The 18634-nt window shown below is 33.0% G+C and carries 19 protein-coding genes, 1 pseudogene and 1 CRISPR repeat array; of the genes and pseudogenes, 1 reads left to right on the top strand and 19 read right to left on the bottom strand.

Annotation, left to right across the window (positions count from 1 at the left end):
• Window position 1 precedes the first annotated feature (1 nt).
• From HALSAC_RS0103550 to HALSAC_RS0103590, 9 genes are all read right to left on the bottom strand, one after another.
• Window positions 2–1468 carry a complex I subunit 5 family protein gene (locus HALSAC_RS0103550; RefSeq protein WP_027339101.1) on the bottom strand — a complete coding sequence of 489 codons (1467 nt, stop codon included), beginning with the start codon at window positions 1466–1468 and terminating at the stop codon, window positions 2–4.
• A 121-nt stretch (window positions 1469–1589) separates the two neighbouring features.
• Window positions 1590–1925, bottom strand: a complete 336-nt coding sequence (locus HALSAC_RS0103555; protein ID WP_027339102.1) for a sodium:proton antiporter — start codon at window positions 1923–1925, stop codon at window positions 1590–1592.
• 1 nt (window position 1926) lies between these two features.
• Window positions 1927–2616 carry a hydrogen gas-evolving membrane-bound hydrogenase subunit E gene (gene mbhE / locus HALSAC_RS0103560; protein ID WP_027339103.1) on the bottom strand — a complete coding sequence of 230 codons (690 nt, stop codon included), beginning with the start codon at window positions 2614–2616 and terminating at the stop codon, window positions 1927–1929.
• Window positions 2613–2849: a Na(+)/H(+) antiporter subunit B gene (locus tag HALSAC_RS0103565; RefSeq protein WP_027339104.1), complete on the bottom strand. Its 237-nt coding sequence runs from the start codon at window positions 2847–2849 to the stop codon at window positions 2613–2615. The genes mbhE and HALSAC_RS0103565 overlap by 4 nt, the downstream gene beginning before the upstream one ends.
• Window positions 2849–3208: a monovalent cation/H(+) antiporter subunit G gene (mnhG, locus tag HALSAC_RS0103570; protein WP_035571245.1), complete on the bottom strand. Its 360-nt coding sequence runs from the start codon at window positions 3206–3208 to the stop codon at window positions 2849–2851. Before mnhG ends, HALSAC_RS0103565 begins: the two co-directional genes overlap by 1 nt.
• Window positions 3180–3443, bottom strand: a complete 264-nt coding sequence (locus tag HALSAC_RS0103575) for an MrpF/PhaF family protein (protein WP_027339106.1) — start codon at window positions 3441–3443, stop codon at window positions 3180–3182. The genes mnhG and HALSAC_RS0103575 overlap by 29 nt, the downstream gene beginning before the upstream one ends.
• The gene (locus HALSAC_RS16315; protein ID WP_051412064.1) at window positions 3440–3985 is read right to left on the bottom strand and encodes a Na+/H+ antiporter subunit E; all 546 of its coding nucleotides are present in this window, start codon (window positions 3983–3985) and stop codon (window positions 3440–3442) included. The genes HALSAC_RS0103575 and HALSAC_RS16315 overlap by 4 nt, the downstream gene beginning before the upstream one ends.
• 336 nt (window positions 3986–4321) lie before the next feature.
• On the bottom strand, window positions 4322–5440 hold the full coding sequence (locus HALSAC_RS0103585; RefSeq protein WP_027339107.1) for a sensor histidine kinase: 1119 nt from the start codon (window positions 5438–5440) through the stop codon (window positions 4322–4324).
• On the bottom strand, window positions 5424–6140 hold the full coding sequence (locus tag HALSAC_RS0103590) for a response regulator transcription factor (protein WP_027339108.1): 717 nt from the start codon (window positions 6138–6140) through the stop codon (window positions 5424–5426). The genes HALSAC_RS0103585 and HALSAC_RS0103590 overlap by 17 nt, the downstream gene beginning before the upstream one ends.
• A 450-nt stretch (window positions 6141–6590) precedes the next feature.
• Between HALSAC_RS0103590 and HALSAC_RS0103595 the strand changes: the two genes are divergently transcribed.
• Window positions 6591–7175, top strand: a complete 585-nt coding sequence (locus tag HALSAC_RS0103595) for a metal-dependent hydrolase (RefSeq protein WP_027339109.1) — start codon at window positions 6591–6593, stop codon at window positions 7173–7175.
• 84 nt (window positions 7176–7259) lie between these two features.
• On the opposite strand, the gene HALSAC_RS0103600 is transcribed toward HALSAC_RS0103595, so the two are convergent.
• From HALSAC_RS0103600 to HALSAC_RS0103645, 10 genes and pseudogenes are all read right to left on the bottom strand, one after another.
• Entirely contained in the window at window positions 7260–9563 is a 2304-nt protein-coding gene (locus HALSAC_RS0103600) for an adenosylcobalamin-dependent ribonucleoside-diphosphate reductase (protein WP_027339110.1), read from the bottom strand.
• 146 nt (window positions 9564–9709) lie between these two features.
• Window positions 9710–9991, bottom strand: coding sequence for a metal-sensitive transcriptional regulator (locus HALSAC_RS0103605; protein ID WP_027339111.1), 282 nt, complete (start codon window positions 9989–9991; stop codon window positions 9710–9712).
• 41 nt (window positions 9992–10032) lie between these two features.
• On the bottom strand, window positions 10033–10359 hold the full coding sequence (gene trxA / locus HALSAC_RS0103610; RefSeq protein ID WP_027339112.1) for a thioredoxin: 327 nt from the start codon (window positions 10357–10359) through the stop codon (window positions 10033–10035).
• Between the two features lie 273 nt (window positions 10360–10632).
• Entirely contained in the window at window positions 10633–11076 is a 444-nt protein-coding gene (locus HALSAC_RS0103615) for a DMT family transporter (RefSeq protein ID WP_027339113.1), read from the bottom strand.
• A 202-nt stretch (window positions 11077–11278) separates the two neighbouring features.
• A complete protein-coding gene (locus HALSAC_RS0103620) occupies window positions 11279–11542 on the bottom strand; it encodes an HPr family phosphocarrier protein (RefSeq protein WP_027339114.1) in 264 nt (87 codons plus the stop codon).
• 132 nt (window positions 11543–11674) lie between these two features.
• Window positions 11675–13120, bottom strand: a pseudogene (ptsG, locus tag HALSAC_RS0103625) (glucose-specific PTS transporter subunit IIBC); the annotation flags it as partial.
• 374 nt (window positions 13121–13494) lie between these two features.
• On the bottom strand, window positions 13495–13998 hold the full coding sequence (locus tag HALSAC_RS0103630) for a PTS sugar transporter subunit IIA (protein ID WP_027339116.1): 504 nt from the start codon (window positions 13996–13998) through the stop codon (window positions 13495–13497).
• Window positions 13999–14099: 101 nt separating this feature from the next.
• Complete coding sequence (glcT, locus tag HALSAC_RS0103635) at window positions 14100–14960, bottom strand: glucose PTS transporter transcription antiterminator GlcT (RefSeq protein WP_027339117.1); 861 nt, start codon at window positions 14958–14960, stop codon at window positions 14100–14102.
• A 405-nt stretch (window positions 14961–15365) separates the two neighbouring features.
• Window positions 15366–16493, bottom strand: a complete 1128-nt coding sequence (locus HALSAC_RS0103640) for a hypothetical protein (RefSeq protein ID WP_027339118.1) — start codon at window positions 16491–16493, stop codon at window positions 15366–15368.
• A 65-nt stretch (window positions 16494–16558) separates the two neighbouring features.
• Window positions 16559–16843: a Dabb family protein gene (locus HALSAC_RS0103645; RefSeq protein WP_027339119.1), complete on the bottom strand. Its 285-nt coding sequence runs from the start codon at window positions 16841–16843 to the stop codon at window positions 16559–16561.
• Window positions 16844–17925: 1082 nt separating this feature from the next.
• Window positions 17926–18488: a CRISPR direct-repeat array (repeat unit 38 nt; unit sequence GTTTCAATCCTTGTTTTAGTGGACTGTTGATTTAAACG).
• The last annotated feature ends 146 nt before the right edge of the window (window positions 18489–18634 follow it).

Here is an 18634-nt window from a genome sequence, read left to right on the forward strand (position 1 = left end):
ATCAACCTCCTAACAATAAATTAATATATTCAGTATTATTTGATAAAAAGAATGTAGCCTGCTCAATCAAAGACAATAATGGTTGAGGGAAGATTCCTACTAACAAAGAAGAGATAGTCAAAACAAAGATTGGGAACTTAAAGGTCCAACTAACTTTTTGAACCTCAATTGCCTCTCCTTTAGAATATAAGACCTTTATTATCCTCAAATAATAGGCCAAAGATATCAAGCTTCCAATTAAGACAAAGAAAGCTGCTAGAGAATATCCACCTTCTAAAGATGAATAAAGTATCAACCACTTACTTATAAAACCATTAAAAGGTGGCAATCCAACCATAGCCAAAGTAGCCAAAGTAAAAGCAAAAGAAATCTTTGGCATAGCAAAACCTAAACCTTTAATATCTTCTATCTTAGTAACTCCCTTAGTATAAATAAATATTCCAAGAACCAAGAATAAAACACTCTTAATTATTCCATGATTAAAGATATGAAAATTAGCTGCTATAATTCCATTCTCAGTACCTACACCGATACCAAGCATAATATATCCTATCTGAGCAATACTTGAGTAAGCAAATAACCTCTTTAGATTATCCTGCTTATAAGCTGATATATGTGCCACCAAGAAGGTGATTACCCCCCAATAGATTAGTAGCGTACCTATATCTCCATTTATAAAGTCAATCCCATAGAGAGTATAGACTATCCTCATAAAAGCATATAAAGACGTCTTAATTACTAAAGCTGAAGATATAGCATTAAAAGGAGTAACAGCTTCAGAATAAGCATCAGGCATCCAAGCATGTAAAGGAACAAGTGCAAATTTAGTTCCAAAGCCAATAAAGAAAAATACAAAGATTGTTTGTCTAATTGCAAAAGGTACTTCCATAAAGTTAGCTGCTACATGGGCCAAATTCAAAGCGCCAGTTGTTTGATAGGTCAAAATTATTGCTAACAAGACAAAAGTACCACTTATAGAACCCATAACCAAATATTTAAAGGCGCCTTCAAAGCAATCACCCTCATCCTTAATGGCGACTAAAGCATAAGAGGTCACAGAAACAATTTCAAAGAAGACATAAAGATTAAATAAATCCCCCGTCAATACCATCCCCATCATTCCAGCAATAAGAAGATTTAATATAATATAATACTTCAATTTGTGCCTTTTAATATAGTATAAAGAATATATTAATACCAAAAAAGAGATTATACTAATTAATAAAGCCATCATCAACGAAAGTGAGTCAATAACTAAGTTAATACCTAAAAAAGAGTCCCATTCTCCCAACTTATAGATAATAGGCTCTTCTAAAACTCTCCTAGCTACTTTACCTACTAAAAAAATATGCACAGCTGCACTAGTTAAAGCTATAGACCTTATTAGATTTTTTGAAAATAAATTTGCTAAACCCAAAACAAAGGCTGTTAGCAATGGTAAAACAATTAACATAATAGGTGTATTCATAGTCAACCTCCAAATCTATTGACATTTATTCATTATATTCTAGGTGAAATTAAATTCAAGTCTAAAATTAAGATCAAGTAAGATCAATCATACATAAGCTCAAACTTAAACTCAAATTCAATTAACCTCTTAAATTTCTAATCTCTCTAACATCTAAGGTATGGTGCTTACTGAAGATCTTAATAATCAAAGCCAACATCATAGCAGTGGTACTAGCACCAATAACAATTGCTGTTAAAGCCAAAGCTTGTGGTATTGGATCTACAACAAGTTCATAACCTTTATCCAAAATAGGTGCAGAACCACCTGGCTTGTAACTTAAAGCAACCAATAATAATATTACTGCAGATTCTATAATATTAATTCCAATTACCATCTTAATTAAGTTAGTCTTAGTCAAAATTGTATAGAATCCAATACAGATTAAAATTCCAACAACAGCATAGATAGAATTCACTTTACTCCTCCTTTATCAAGCTAGTAAACATAATAGAAAGTCCAGCTGCTACCTTTAAACCGGTCATAAAATTAATATAAGGAATTAGACCTGAACTCGTCAGCTCTCCTGGAATACCAAGATCAAATCCAGCTTGACCATTGGCTAAAAACGCACCACCAGCAAAAATACCAAATAAACCAAAGATCACAAAACCTATTGCTCCAAAAGACTCTAAAAGAGATTTAACCCTTGGTCTAACCTGACGGTCTGAATAGCTAATTCCAAAGGTGATTGTTGTTAAGATCACTATCGAAGCCAAGACCACTCCACCAGTAAATCCTCCTCCAGGTGACAAGTGACCATAAAAAATCAGATACATCCCAATAACAAAAAGGAAAGGTAAAATAAAACTGATACTTTGTTGAACAATCACAGAAAATCTAGCAGATAACATATGTACCTTTTGCTTAGGAACTAAGAATGCTAAGGTACAAGCTGCTGCAAAGATAACTGTAGCTTCTCCTAGGGTATCAAAACCCCGATAATCAAACAAAATAGCTGTAATTAAATTTATAGCTCCTGTATCTACAACACCACTACTAATATAATAATCACTTAACTCTTTAGCACCCTCTGGCATTGTAAAAAAGGTTGTTAGTAATATTCCACCTAAGAGAAAGACAGTGATTGAACTTATTAATTTTCTCATTTAACTCCCTCCAACTTATTTAAGGTGATTACGAAGAATCCAGTGGTAATACCTGTCGCAACTACTGCTTCGACCAGTGCCACATCTGGAGCCTGTAAAACTATAAAAATAATCACAAAAGAAGCACTAAATACAGACATCGCAATTACTGAATTTAATAAATTCTTAGTTGAAACAGCAAAAATTGCTATAAGAACAGAAAATACTAATAATACATGTAAGATAATACCCATCATCTCTCCTCCTTTTCACTTAATTCATCTCTAACTATATTTCTAGGCTTAACCCCAATCCCATAAGCCACCTTAGCAATAGCATGAGCTGTAACAGGATTAGTAATAATCAAAAAAGCAATTAATAATAATAATCTTAGAGTAATAAATAACTCCCATTTAAAAATCATAATTCCGATTAAAATGGAGATAGTTCCACCAGTCAACGTCTTAGAAGAAGCATGAAGCCTTGTATAAAAATCCGGAAATCTAATCATCGCAAGGGCAGAAATCAAACATAATATAGATCCTGTAATAATAAAGTAATATCCAATAATATCAAATAAAAGTTTAATGACCCCCCCCTCCCTTCTTCTCACCAAAATATTTGGCCATAACTAAAACATCAATAAACAATAAAACACCAAAGACCAAAGCTACATCGATAAATATATACCTTTCATAGTAAAGACTTAACAAAACCAGTATCAATAAAAACATTATACCTATTGAATCAGCTGCAACTATCCTATCAAAGACCGTTGGCCCTTTAACTACTCTATAAGCCGTTATTAAGATAGAGATTACAATAACTACTATAAGTGATTCAATCATCTAAAGACCCTCCTAATCGCTCTCTCTAAATCACCAAAAAGCTCTTCTCTTAAGTGATCTCTATCACTATCTTCAATATGATCTAGACAGTGAATATAAAAGAACTTATTCTCCACATCAAGATCTACCGTTAAAGTACCTGGCGTTAGAGTTATTGTATTTGCTAATATAGTCATAGTTACCAGTTTATTTTCATCTTCTAAATTAGTTGGAACCTTTAAAATACTAGACTTAAAAGGTAACTTGGGATGAACTGTTAAATAAGCAACTATATAACTTGCTATCAAAGCTTCTTTAGCCAAAACTATCAAATACCAAAAAAAAGCTAAAAAGTGGACAGTGATCTTTTTCGATAACTCTCTAGTAAAGTAACTATGCATAATAAAGACAGCTAAAAATGATATAAATAGCCCTAATACTAAAGATGAAGGAGAAAAATCTCCCGATGAAATTATCCAAGTAGTAAATAATAATAAAATAGTAAATAAATCTTCAGGATGCCCAACTGGAGACATCTCAAGTAAGTCTTTAATTTTTTTCATTAAATCACCTCTAATCTTATTTTCATCTAAGTCAACACTTTATTATTCCTATCTAACTTCTTCTATTTATAATTAAAATCTAAAAGATTAAATTTTTCTTAAGAAAAATTTAATCTTTTTAAGCAAAAAAATAAATCTTATTCAATATTAAACCCTCTTATAATATTAGCAGAGGAGAACAAATATAATGATATCACTTATGTTATAATTTTTCAAGGACTTCTTACAGAAATGTTAATAAAATTAATAGTCTTGTAATGATAACCAATTTTAATTTTTAATAACAAAAAATTGGCCTCAAGAGGCCAATTAAGTTAAATTATTAAATTTAAAACCCTACTTAAAAGAGTTCTTCTCTAAATTTCCCTTAGGAAGGATGAAAGAAAATTCACTCCCTCTACCTTCTTCACTATCTACCCAAATCTCTCCCCCATGGATATTAACAATTTCTTTAGCAATAGCAAGACCTAAACCAGACCCTTTATCTTGTCTATTTCTTGATTTATCAACCCTATAAAACCTTTCAAAAATTCTATCTTGATCTTCAATAGGAATTCCAATACCATTATCTATAATATCAATCTGAATATAATCTTTTCGGGCCAATATCTCAACCCTAATCTTCCCACCCTCTGGTGTATACTTAATAGAATTATTAATTAAATTTGCAATCACCTGATATATCTTCGTTGGATCACCAACAACAAGACTATCCTTATTACTTTGAGGAGCATCTATAGTTATTTCGATACCTTTCTCCTCAAGCCTTAACTCCACTGTCTTTAAAAAATTACACACTAACTGAACAAGATTTATTTTCTCCATTGACATCCTAACTTCTCCAGCTTCAAACTCTGACAACCTGGCTAATTGGTCTATTAAAATTCTAATGTTATTGGCCTCTTCTATAATTGTCTTCAGATATCTTTTCTCTACCTCTTCATCTTCTAATACACCATCTAAGATAGACTCTGAAAAAAGCTGAATAGTTGCCAAAGGTGTCTTAAGATCATGGGATATATTGGTTACCAAATCCCTTCTAGCCTGCTCTATCTTCTTTTGTTTCTTAAAAGCTTCATTCAATTTATAATTCATAACATTAAAAGCATCAGCTAATTGTAGCAATTCACTTTGAACATTTACCGAAACTTTACCTTCATCAAATTTCCCCTTAGCAATTTTATTAGCTGCTGCTGTTAGCTCATCGATAGCTTGTGTAACAGGTTGAGATATATAATAATCTATTAATACTGAAAAAAGACCTGCTACAACTGTCAATAGGGAGAATGTAATAAGTCTAATCTCCTTTCCAACTAAGATATAACTAGAAATAATTATAATAGAGGCAATTATATTACCTAAAAGAAAGGTAGCTAAGAGTTTATACCTAAACTTCTTAAATAGTATCCTTCTAATAGTTAATCTAATCTGTTTTATTTTATTTATTAGCTTCAAATTTATATCCAACTCCCCAAACTGTCTTTATATAATTAGGATTGCTTGGATCCTCTTCAATTTTCTCACGCAATCTTCTGATATGAACAGTAATGGTATCTGCTCCACCTACAAAATTATCTCCCCAGATTTCCTCTAATAATTGATAGCGAGAAAAAACCTGATTAGGGTGAGAAGCTAAATACCATAAAAGATCAAACTCTTTTCCAGTTAATTCAATATTCTTATTATCCTTTCTTATAATCTTTTCTTTATTATCAATCTCTATACCATCAAATGAAACTTTGCTACTATGAAGATTCATATTCTGTTTTTGGAAGTTGATTCTCTTTAACGCAGCTTTAATCTTAGCTACCAATACCTTAGAGCTAAAGGGCTTTGTAACATAACTGTCAGCTCCCATTGCATAACCTACCATCTTATCAACCTCATCAGCCTTAGCTGTTAACATAATTATATAAACAGAGCTTTCACCCCTTAATATTCTACAAACTTCTAAACCATCTAACTTAGGTAACATCAGATCAAGAACAATCAAATCTGGCTTCTCCTGACGAGCCAACTTTAAAGCTGCCTCTCCATCGGTAGCCGTTAGAACATCTAACCCTTCCTGCTCTAAATACCTCTTTATTCCTTCAATAATATTAACTTCATCATCTACTAATAATACTTTGCCTGCTTTTGAATTCTTCGATATCATCGCATCCCCCTTGTATAAATATATAGATATAAAAATAACAATACTTAACTTATTTATTATAATACTTCTATCTTAAAAAGCATTTCCCCTTTAATTTATTTTAAATTACTTCATTTCCCTTATCTTCTCCTTAAAATAACAACATTTATCTGTAAGGTAGACATGACATTCAAGCTTTTTACAATAAAACTTCTTATATATAAAATATAAGCAATCTTTACATACCAAAAAAGTCCCTCCTTAGTTTAAATCTTTTCCAATCTGGTTATAGTATATGATTCACATTATTTTATGTCACTACCTATCGAATATTTCAATCCAATAATTGTTAACTTTTCTAAAAAACATCTCTTGCCTTGTTTTTCTCTACAAAGATTGACATATTATATTAACCTTTGTATAATATAAAGGTATTGAAATTAATTATTCCAAACTATAGGAGGATATAAAATGACATACCATACACACTCCCTTTTGGGGTTTGTAACTGCAGTAATAACTGTAAAGATTTTAAACTTTCTTAACATAATTGACCTATCCTATTTAATAGAAGGTTCTCTATTTAGCCCTTCTTTATGGCAATTTTATGGCGGAGCTATAATAGGAGCACTAATGCCAGATATAGACCACGCTAGTAGCAAAGCTGGTAGAGCTTTGTGGTTTATTAGTAAGCCACTTAAAATTTTTGGTGTAAAACATAGAGGAATAACCCATAGTATATTAGGATTAGTTCTTTTCTTCTTCTTAACTGGTGAAATGGTTAAAGCCGGATGGATAAACGAATTAATTTGGTATGGATTAGTAATTGGATATTTAAGCCACTTGATTGCAGATATGCTAAATGTACACGGAATACCTTTATTCTATCCTAATAATAAAAGGTTTAAGTTTAATACTAATATAACTACAGGAAGCTGGGGAGAACATCTACTGTTTTTACTAACCTTTACAATAATAACCCTATTTATATCTTCAGAACGTGGCCTATTAAACTTCTCGTTTAATGACTTTTTAACCTTAATAGGGTTTAAATAATTATAGTGTACAGTTTACAATTAAGATCTTAAAGATACCTTTGACCTCTAAATGTACACTGTACACTGTCAATTTTACATTTATCTAGCTACACTTACTATACCCACAATTGTTACATGAGTTACACCCTTGCTCAAAGTGTAGTTTATGACCACATTCTGGACATAAAGTTGATTTATCTTCTTTGACAGCTGCTACTTCGTCTTCATATATACTATTGCAATTACTATTACAATAATCACAAGGACTATCTTCTTCATCAACCAGCTCTCTATTTAAACCTTGAAAACTTTTAGTCTCTACTATCTTCTTAAGAGCATAAGCTACTACATCAGGACAGCTTCGACCTTTTAACTTCTTACCTTTTCCTCTTTGGTACATAAAACTTGGACAGGTTGTTGTAGATTGAAGTTGGTCAATAATCTCTTCTGCAGCAATTCCACTTCTTAAAGCCAAACTAGTTAATCTACTTACCGCTTCTGTCATTACATGACAACCACCATCACTACCAGTCGTTAAAAAGGTTTCAATAGGGTCCCCCTCTTCATCAAGATTAATAGTCAAATACAACTTTCCACATCCAGTATCATATCTAATAGTCTCTCCTAAAGCAGCTAAAGGCCTTTGATTTGGATAGATCTTTGAGCTAGATCTAGACTCAATCTCTTCTCTTTGGTCATCAGAACTCTTAGCCGTATTTAAAACTTGAACACCTCGACTACCATCACGATAAACAGTCAACCCTTTACAGCCTAACTTATAAGCTAGATTATAAGCTTGTGCAATATCCTCCTTAGTAGCTTTATTTGGGAAGTTTATAGTCTTACTAACTGCATTATCGACATGCTTCTGAAAGGCACCTTGCACCTTAACATGCCATTTAGGGCCAATCTCTGGCGCAGTAACTAAAACTCTCTCATCTGCTTGATCAGTAAAGTTATACTCAAACCAACTTATATTCCCATCAGCATCTGTATGAGAATATTTGAAACTAAAGAAAGGCTCTATCCCACCACTAGTTCCTGCCAAAAAGCTAATTGATCCTGTTGGAGCAATTGTAGTCAATGTAGCATTACGCTGTGGGACTTGAAAAGAACTTTGGTCAAAACCAGGAAAAGCTCCTCTCTCCTGAGCCAATTCTCTACTATATTTATGAGCATTATCATTAATAAAAGCCATTATCTTTTCAGCTATCTCCACAGCTTCATCACTATCATAGGCTATCCCTAATCTAATTAATAATTCATGGAAACCCATTACACCAAGCCCTATCTTTCTATATTTAAGGACTTGTTCTTCAATCTCTGGTAAGGGATACTTATTGACAGTAATAACATTATCTAAAAACCTTACTCCTAATTTAACAACCTCTCTAAGTTCATCCCAAAGGATATCTCCTTCTTTAACAAACTTAGATAGGTTGATTGATCCTAAATTACAAGCTTCATTAGGTAAGAGAGGCTGTTCGCCGCAAGGATTGGTCGCCTCTATATTCTCTTCTAAAGGATGCTTTCTATTAACTTCGTCTAAGAATATAATTCCTGGTTCTCCATTCTTCCAAGCGTAATTAACAATTAAAGAGAATACCTTCCTTGCATCTATATCTTTAATTAACTCCTTGGTCCTAGGATTGACCAAAGAATAACTCTCACCATCCTCTACAGCTTTCATAAAATCATCAGTTAAAGCTACAGAAAGATTAAAATTAGAAAACTGATTATCCAAGAGTTTTCTCTTATAATTGTCTAATTTTTTCTCTAACTTTTCACCTTTTAGTCCTGCCTCCTCTAAAGAAAGCTTATACTCTTGGTAAAGTTCCTTATTACTTTCACAAAGCTCTCCCTTAGCATTGATAAAGTCTAAGATATCTGGATGGTCAACTCTTAACATCCCCATATTGGCCCCTCTACGCTTACCACCTTGCTTAACAGTATCTGTGGCGCTATTAAAGACCTCCATAAAAGAAAGTGGACCTGAACTTACCCCTCCAGTAGTCTGAACCACATCATCCTTTGGCCTTAATCTACTAAAAGAAAATCCAGTCCCACCACCGCTCTTATGTATTAATGCAGCATTCTTAACTGCAGTAAATATCCCTTCCATACTATCCCCAACTGGGAGAACAAAACAAGCAGCTAATTGCTGTAGCTGGGTACCTGCATTCATTAAAGTAGGAGAATTAGGCAAGAATTTAAATTGGGTCATAATTTCATAAAATTTATCTTGATAATATTCTTGCTTCTTTTTATCTTCTTCAGCACTGGAGATATTGTTAGCCACCCTTTCAAACATCTCTTCAGGTGTTTCTATAACCTCTTGGTCTTCGTTCTTTTTTAAATATCTTTTCTCTAATAAGTTTATAGCATTTCTACTTAAATCCAAAATCAACTTAATCCCTCCATATTAATAGTATTGATAACTATTATATGTTCTTTAAAGAAAAATTTCAAATGAAATTTTTCCTTTAAAGACTCAAAAAACCTTGCTAGTTTAAACTAGCAAGGTTTTTTTATTAGTATTATTGCCTTATATACCTACTTAGTAAATTTTAAGATTGTATCTAATACTTCCTTAACTGATTCTTCAACCTTTCCACCCTCTTCAATAGAATCTGCAATACATTCACAAGCATTATTCTCGATTATAGAAAGACCTATCTTATTAATTGATGATTTTATAGCAGAAACCTGCACTAATATATCGACACAGTCCTTCTCTTCATCAACCATCTTCTCTATACCGCCTATATGACCCTTTACTGTCTTCAAACGACCCAATAGATCTTTTTTTACACTATCTTTAGTAATTACTGCCATAAAAGCACCTTCCCCTTCAAAGATAAACTCTCTTGTCTAAATTAAATAAGATCATCTATCTTATTTACTAAATCTCCTTTAGAAGAGAAACCTACCTGTCTATCTACAGCTTCCCCTTTGTTGAAAAAAACTAAGTTAGGAATACTTGCAACTTGATAATCTTGGGCCAACGATCCATGATCATCTACATTTACTTTGACAATTTTAACCTTACCATTGTACTCTTCACCTAACTCTTCTAAAACTGGAGCTATGGCTTGACAAGGTCCACACCAAGGTGCCCAAAAATCAACAACTACTGGCACATCTGACTCTAAAACTTCTTTCTTAAAGTTATTTTCAGTTAATTCTAATGTATTTTTTCCCATGTTTATCACCTCATTAAGTTTTATCCCCCTCTAGGGGGGTTGTGTACTAATTATAACCACAATAACCAACTATGTCAAGTCACTCACCCTACAATAAAGAAACTAAGTTTGAAAATCGATCTATATAGTAATAGAGTTGCACTTTGTGCAACTAGTAATCAGTAAGGTCAAAATCTAAGAATAAAGGATTTCTGGACTTTTAAGGTTTTACTTATTACTCATTACTACTTACTCTTCACTAGTAATAAAGCTTCGCTTTATTACTATAATTCATTACCTTAGAAAAAGAAGTTTAACTCCAATCGATAAGAATATCAATCCCACCAATTGAACCCATTGAAATCCAACCTTTTCCAGACCCCAAACACCTAAGTGATCTATAGTAATTGCTGTTAATATCTGTGCTGTTATTATTATCGTTGTAGCATTTGCTACCCCTAGCCTAGGCATACTAAATATCACACCGTACAAGATGAGAACATTTAAAATGCCGCCAAGATAACTATACCAAGGTGCAGAAAGAGCTTCACCAAGATCACCTTTTCCTAGATTGAATATAAATAAAACTAAAGCTACAACTAAAGTCGCTATTATATGAACAATAAAAGTAGACTCTAATTCACCTACTACCTTTCCTAAAACAGAATTTAAAGCCCCTTGTAGAGCCATTGCCGCTCCAGAGATTGCAGCTATTAAATATATTAATATACTACCCATTTGGACACTCCTTTAATCAATGGTATTTAGATTTAGCACAATATAAGTCCCCTATAACTTTTATTAATTAACTCTTAGTTTCTAAAGGTCTGCAATTATATGATTAGTCTTAGAAAAAATTAGAGATTTTATTCTAAAATCTAAATCACCTAAAATAATATAAGAGACACCTTACTTTTGCAAAAGTAAGGTGTCTCTTATATTATTCTCCAAAACCATCTTCAATTAATTTAACTATTGCATCAACAGCTTCTTGGGCACCTTCCCCATCAGCTTTAACTTTTATCTCTACACTATTACTAATCCCTAAGCTCATTATTCCCATAATACTTTTGGCATTAACTTCAGTACCATCTTTTTCTATAAGTACATCAGCTGAAAACTTATTAGCCTCCTGCACAATCATAGATGCAGGTCTAGCATGAATACCAGTTTCATTATTAATCTTTACAACTCTTTCTTTCATTGATGCCCCTCCTAAATTAAATTATTTGTAAATGTTTAGCAATCAATATTGAAATAACCATTATTATGTAATAACACTTCCACTCTAGCTAGAGTGGAAGTGTAGTAATAAAATTTAAAGTTATATTAATTACATTAATTTCTTAATCTTATCTTTTAATGAGTCAGATTCAGGGCCAAAGATAGCTTGCACGCTTCCTCCGCCAGCTTTCATTACACCAGAAGCTCCCAACTCTTTAAGCTTATCAGTATCAACCTTAGAATCATCAACTACAGCTAATCTTAGACGAGTAATACAAGCATCGATATCCTCGATATTTTCTGCTCCACCAAGAGCTGCTAAGATAGCCTTAGTTCTATCATCACCCTCTAAAGTTTCACCTGCTACTGAATCTTCAACATCATCTTCTCTACCTGGAGTCATTAAGTTCCACTTTCTAATAGCAAAACGGAATCCATAGTAGTAAATTACTGCAAAGACAGCACCAGTAACAATCACTAACCACCAAGCAGTTCTATTTGGCCCTACACCAAATAAAATGAAATCAATAAATCCTCCAGAAAAAGTCTGACCGATTCTTACATTTAAGATCTCCATAGTCATAAAGGAAAGTCCTGCAAAAATAGTATGAATACCGTATAGTATAGGCGCTACGAATAAGAATGAGAATTCAATTGGTTCTGTAATACCTGTCAAGAAAGAAGTTAAAGCTGCAGAGAATAAGATACCTCCAACAATCTTCTTCTTATGATCCTTAGCTTCATGATACATAGCCAAAGCAGCTGCTGGTAGTCCAAACATCATAAATGGGAACTTACCAGTCATAAATCTACCTGCTGTAAACTCTACACCATCTCTTAACTGAGCAAACCAGATTGTTTGGTCACCTCTAATCAATTCTCCTGCTTCATTTACATACTCACCAAATTCAAACCAGAATGGTGAATAGAAGATATGATGTAAACCAAATGGAATTAAAGCTCTCTCAATTACACCAAAGATAAATGTAGATACTACTGGATTTGCTTCGATAGCAAAGTAGGATAATTGATTCAACCCTGCTTGTACCGGAGCCCAAATTGTTGGCATTACTAGACCAACTACGAAAGCAACAACTCCTGTAGCGATTGGTACGAATCTCTTACCAGCAAAGAAACCTAAAAACGGTGGCAACTCAATATCATAGAACTTATTGAACATGGTAGCTGCTATCACACCAGCGATAATACCACCAAATACACCAGTTGCCAAAGTAGGAATACCTAGAACACTAGCATAAGCTGGACTTGTACCTATCATCTCAGCTGTTACACCAGCCACTGTTCCCATTGTTTGATTCATCATTAGGAAGGCAACGATAGCTGCTAGAGCTGCAACCCCATCATTTCCAGTCAAACCAATAGCAGAACCTACTGCAAACAATAATGGTAGATTAGCAAATATAATCTCCCCTGCTCCTGCCATTAAATCTAAATCAAAAGTAACACCAAAAGCCAAAAACAAACCAGCTGCTGGCAAGATAGCTACCGGCGTCATCAAAGCCTTACCTATTTTCTGTAACTTTTTAAATGCTTTCATTTTTAAGAATCCCCCTTTTGTTTGATTAATTCAATTTTTTGATATGGAAATTAATTTAAATAACTCATTATTATTCTGCTTATAATTTAGGATTCTTATTATATTATTTTCTTTTATCCTCTTATAAATAGCTCTCAGGCAATTAAAGTGATAACTCAATATCCTCAACTAAAGTACTGGCCAGTACCTTTAAGAAATAAAAAAAGCTAGAGAAAGATATAGATCACCTCTAAAAACTAGAGATCATTTACATCTTCCCCTAGCTTATGCCTGCTTTATCAGTAACACGCTAGTGTTAGATAATTATTTAATTATATACTTATTATACAATTATTTTTTATAATTGTCAACAAAAATATTTAAAGTATTTGTGATTATTCAGCAATTACACTCAATATTTGATCCTTTCCTTTCTCAACGTCCTTTAGATCATTAAAAACCAATTCTTTAACACTATCCATATTAGTAATTAATATTGGAGTTATTATAGAGGATGCATTTTCCTTGATATAGTCTAGATCAAACTTAATCAGCTGATCCCCCGCTTTAACCTTGTCCCCTTCTTGGGCCAACTTCTCAAAACCTTCTCCATTTAAGTCAACAGTATTAATCCCAATATGAATTAATATCTCAAGACCTTCACTAGTTTCAATTCCAACAGCATGTTTAGTAGGAAAGATCTGTCTTATTACACCCTCAACTGGAGAAACTAAAAGACCTTCAGTAGGTTCAATAGCAAGTCCATCTCCAACCATCTTATTTGAGAATACTTGATCAGGAACTTCGCTCAATTTGACAACCCTTCCCTTTAAAGGACTAACTAAATCAACCACCTTCTTAATTTCTTCTTTACCATTCTTCTTAAAAATATTAAACATTAAAAACTCCTCCTTTTAATCAATCTATTATTTTTTTATTTCTTATTTACTTATATTATTGATTATAAGATTTAAATAAAGATTATCATATCTATATTAACTTAATCAATACTCTTTTTAATTCTCTCTAAATGCATAGCTAGATATCCCTTTTCATCTTCAGGAACCTTTAATTCTATTCTTTCATAGATCAAATCTCCTAATTTACAAGCTATAACATATGACTCTCTACAGTCTTCAATTATCTTATCTAATAAGGGGTTAGTATTGGTTTTAGCATCTTCAATCCTCTCTAAAGCAAACCTTAAGTGGGTGACCAGTCTAGCATAATTTAAACTCTGATAAGATAAAGATATTTCTAACTCTGCCTCAATTAAATCGATCAACTCTTTAATCAATCTTGTATATTTAACTGTTCGAGATAAGCCCCTTTCAGTTCTAGCCCCATGTATATGTAAGGTGATGAATCCAACCTCTCCTTCAGGTATCTCAATACCTGCCCTCTCTTCAATCATCTTAGCTGCTTTATGGGCCAACTTATACTCTACACTATATAGGGTCTTAGTCTCAGGTAAGAATGGGTTGGTAATCTCCATTCCATCTTCAATCCTCTTTAAAGCAAATCCAATATGGTCAGCTAAAGCAATATGAATATGCTCATCTAACTCTTCATCCAACTCTGAACTTACCATAGCAATTATCTCTGTAGTCAAACCTATAATCTCTTTATCTACATTTTTAACTAATTGGGCATACTGTTTCTTCTTATCTTCATTTACCGCTATAAATTCCTTTTCAATATCTGAGCTACCTTCAATTTTATCGCCTGCTTTTTTAGCAAAGCCTAAACCTTTACCAACTAAGATAACCTCCTGATCCTTCTTCTTGGCATTAGCCAAAACTACATTGTTATTAAATACCTTTTTAATTATATAAAAATTAGAAGAATCTTCTTTAACCATAGATTCCTTCAACCCCTTCCTGATTACAAAGGACTCTAGCCCTATATGAAAGCAAAAATAAAATTTATGCCTTCAAACAACTAGATAAAAGCGTTAAACCATAGCGAAGTGAAGTTACTAATTTTTGTTAGCCCTAAGCTAACTACTTTATAAATATAGTCTTTGATAAAATCAAAAACTATATTACAGATTAAAATAAAATAAGCTAGGAAAGAATAGACCTTCCCTTTAGCAAAAGAAGATTTACAGCCTTTCCTAGCTTATGCCTGCTTTATCAGTAACACGCTAGTTATTTACTTTATGATTTTAATAATTATATTATATACCCTATTTTTCACATTGTCAATATCTATGATAAAAAATTATTATCCTAGTGCTAATAACTAAAAAAGAAACACTATACAATCAACAAATCTTAATTGGTTTAGAAAGATTGGTATATTCTTTATCTATATCATGGAGCCTATTTCTATATTTAATCTCTTCCTCAGGGCTTTGGGCATCATTATATCTGTTATTTGCTTGCTCATATTCTTTATCCAGTTGGGCCAACTTAGTAGTAGTCTCTATTACAGTAGCTCCTTTAACCTTTCCATCTTTATTATGGCCAATGGCTATAATAGGTCTACCGAAGATATCTGGTCCATTTATTGCATCTCCACTATGCATAACACCAGTACCACCTGGATGAGTATGGACAATAACTGTATCTAATGGAATCTTTTTAGCATAGATTTCTCTTAATGAATATTCATTACTTGCAATATAACTACTGGCTAACTTTCTAGATGGAAGATACCCCATACCTCCAGTAACTATCCTTCCAGCAGGAATGATATGTCCATCTACCAATTTAGCTATAGTACCAACTTCAACCCCTTGTTCTACCTCTATTGACCTTTGGACTAAAGAGTCTACCAACTCTTTACTTATAGACTCAACTTTAGAATATTGGGCCTTTATGCCAACTTTATCAATAGACTTTGCTTTAATCTCAAAAGAGGGTATTTCAACCTCTTCTAAACTTTGATAAAAAGCTAAAAATTCATAGTTAAGATCACAAATCTGCTCTAAAACACTATGTTCTTCTTCCATGGTGTTGGCCCAGAGTTTATCTAACTGTAAATTCTCTTCTTTAGTAAAGAGGTTAAATAATCTACTATCAGGATAAGCTATTCCAACCTGGGCCTTCTTTTCTCTCTTCACACCAATTCTAACCATAGGTATATCCAATAAATCAATCAACCCTGGATAAGAGATAACTCCCGTCCTCCCAGGATTAGTCTCTATAATAATAGCATTTGGGGGTAAAGAGTTGATCAATTCAAATACAGGGCTCTCCTTAAAATCACTATACTTTAAAAGAATACTACGCAAGGATAAATCCTCTCCAAATGCCAACTCTGTAATAGTATCTATATACCCATCTTTATTCACCAATCCAATTGAACCAGCTAACCTACCTTGGCCCATCTCTATCGTCTTTGCTACTAACTTATCTACTATATCTACTGATATTCCTCTTACCTTCATAAGCCCCCCTTTTTTAATTAGAACGGTATAAAACAGAAACTTTGTAGTAATAAAGTTTCACTTTATTACTTATAATCAACAACAGCTCTCTCTTTAACTACTTCTCTAACAAATTCTGCGGCTTTAAGGTGTTCTGGGTGCTTTTGGTATCTTGCCAAAGCACCTTGATCCTCAAATTCTGAATATAGGACAATATCATAGGCAGATTTTGATCTATTAAAATCTAAACCAACCTCAATTGCTTTTATATCTTCTATTTTATCTTTTAAGCCTTCTAGAATTTCTTTAACCTTCTTTCCTGCTTCTTTCCTATCTTCCTTCAACCTCCACATTACTATATGTTTAACCATAACCTTCTACCTCCTATTATATAGTTGATTTTATTACTCTATAATTTATAATTATACCTATTGTAGTAGAAAAAAACAATAATTAAATAGTAATATCAAAACCTAAAAACCATAATTTTTTTACCACTAATCCACACTAATAAGCACTAATCCACACTAATAAGCACTAATTAAAAACTAAGGTCTTTAAAATATTCAAACTAAAATCTTATTAAAAGCAGGATTCTGGAATCTATAAATTCAAAACATTAACTTAAAAATCATTTAGCTACTAGCTATTGGCTATTATCCATTTAATGCTCTAATCAGACCTTTATCAGCTCTTATCACCCCAAAAGTACCTGTTCACATATCTCCCAAGATACTATAGCTAACACCTAACCCTACATTGTTAATATAAACTTAAAAAATTTTGTTTCATCAAGCCACCCCTCACTTGCTAGATTATCCCAAAAACAAACTTGGAGTTTTTTAATGGCTTTATAGTCCTATTTCGACACCTAATGGTAAATACCTTCTTATTTGGTTATCATTTCAATTATGCCGTTGATTTACAACTTCATAAAATATAAAAAAGCACTCACAATAATATATGAGTGCTTTTTTGTCAGTTTTGAAGCGTTAGATGTTTCAATCCTTATAGACTGTTAAACACCCCTCTATCCTAAACCACTCTACTAACTACAGCCACGGAAGGTCTTTTGACCTTTAAAGACCTGTAGAATCTTGAATTGTTGATTTAGACTATTACCGTTTAATTAAAATTAACAAACACACAAATTTCAATCCTTGTGGGCTGTCAAATACCACTCCGTCCTAAACCACTCTCTAACCACAGCCACGGAAGGTCTTTTGACCTTTAAAGACCTGCAGAATCTTGAATTGTTGATTTAGACTATTACCGTTTAATTAAAATTAACAAACACACAAATTTCAATCCTTATGGGCTGTCAGATAAACTTCCGCCCTAAACTACTCTCTAACTACAGCCACGGAAGGTCTTTTGACCTTTAAAGACCTGTAGGATAGTGGACTGTTGATTTAAACTCTAATTCTGCATTTGAATTCCCACTCGTATCAAAGTTTCAATCCTTGTTTTAGTGGACTGTTGATTTAAACTAACTCAATAATAGATAATGATATCCCAGGAGAATAGTTTCAATCCTTGTTTTAGTGGACTGTTGATTTAAACCTTAAACGCCCTCTTATCTCCTGATAATCTTCATAATGTTTCAATCCTTGTTTTAGTGGACTGTTGATTTAAACGTATAATTGGGGTGATGACTTTGGCGACGCCATACAGGTTTCAATCCTTGTTTTAGTGGACTGTTGATTTAAACGCAGTTTGGAGAGGTAGACTAAATAGAGGAGGGGGATGTTTCAATCCTTGTTTTAGTGGACTGTTGATTTAAACGTTTTTAACTTGTCAGTCATTGAAATCACCCCCCTAGTTTCAATCCTTGTTTTAGTGGACTGTTGATTTAAACGTTATTACTGCAATTGCTTCAGTTATTCTACTCTCGCAACTTCCAGTTTCAATCCTTGTTTTAGTGGACTGTTGATTTAAACGTCGAGTGATTACAAGGTAGATGATGACTAATGCGACAGTTTCAATCCTTGTTTTAGTGGACTGTTGATTTAAACGCCGTCAAGAAGAACAAACCCCATTCTACCAAGGGTTCATCAACATTTCTTAATACACTAACTCACCCATTTTAGCACCGTATATTTATACAAAACAGCCCTTTTTGACCATTTTGCCGTTAAATTGCACCCTTAACAAACCCTTAC

The organism is Halonatronum saccharophilum DSM 13868, assembly GCF_000517025.1.
GTDB lineage: Bacteria > Bacillota > Halanaerobiia > Halobacteroidales > Halobacteroidaceae > Halonatronum > Halonatronum saccharophilum.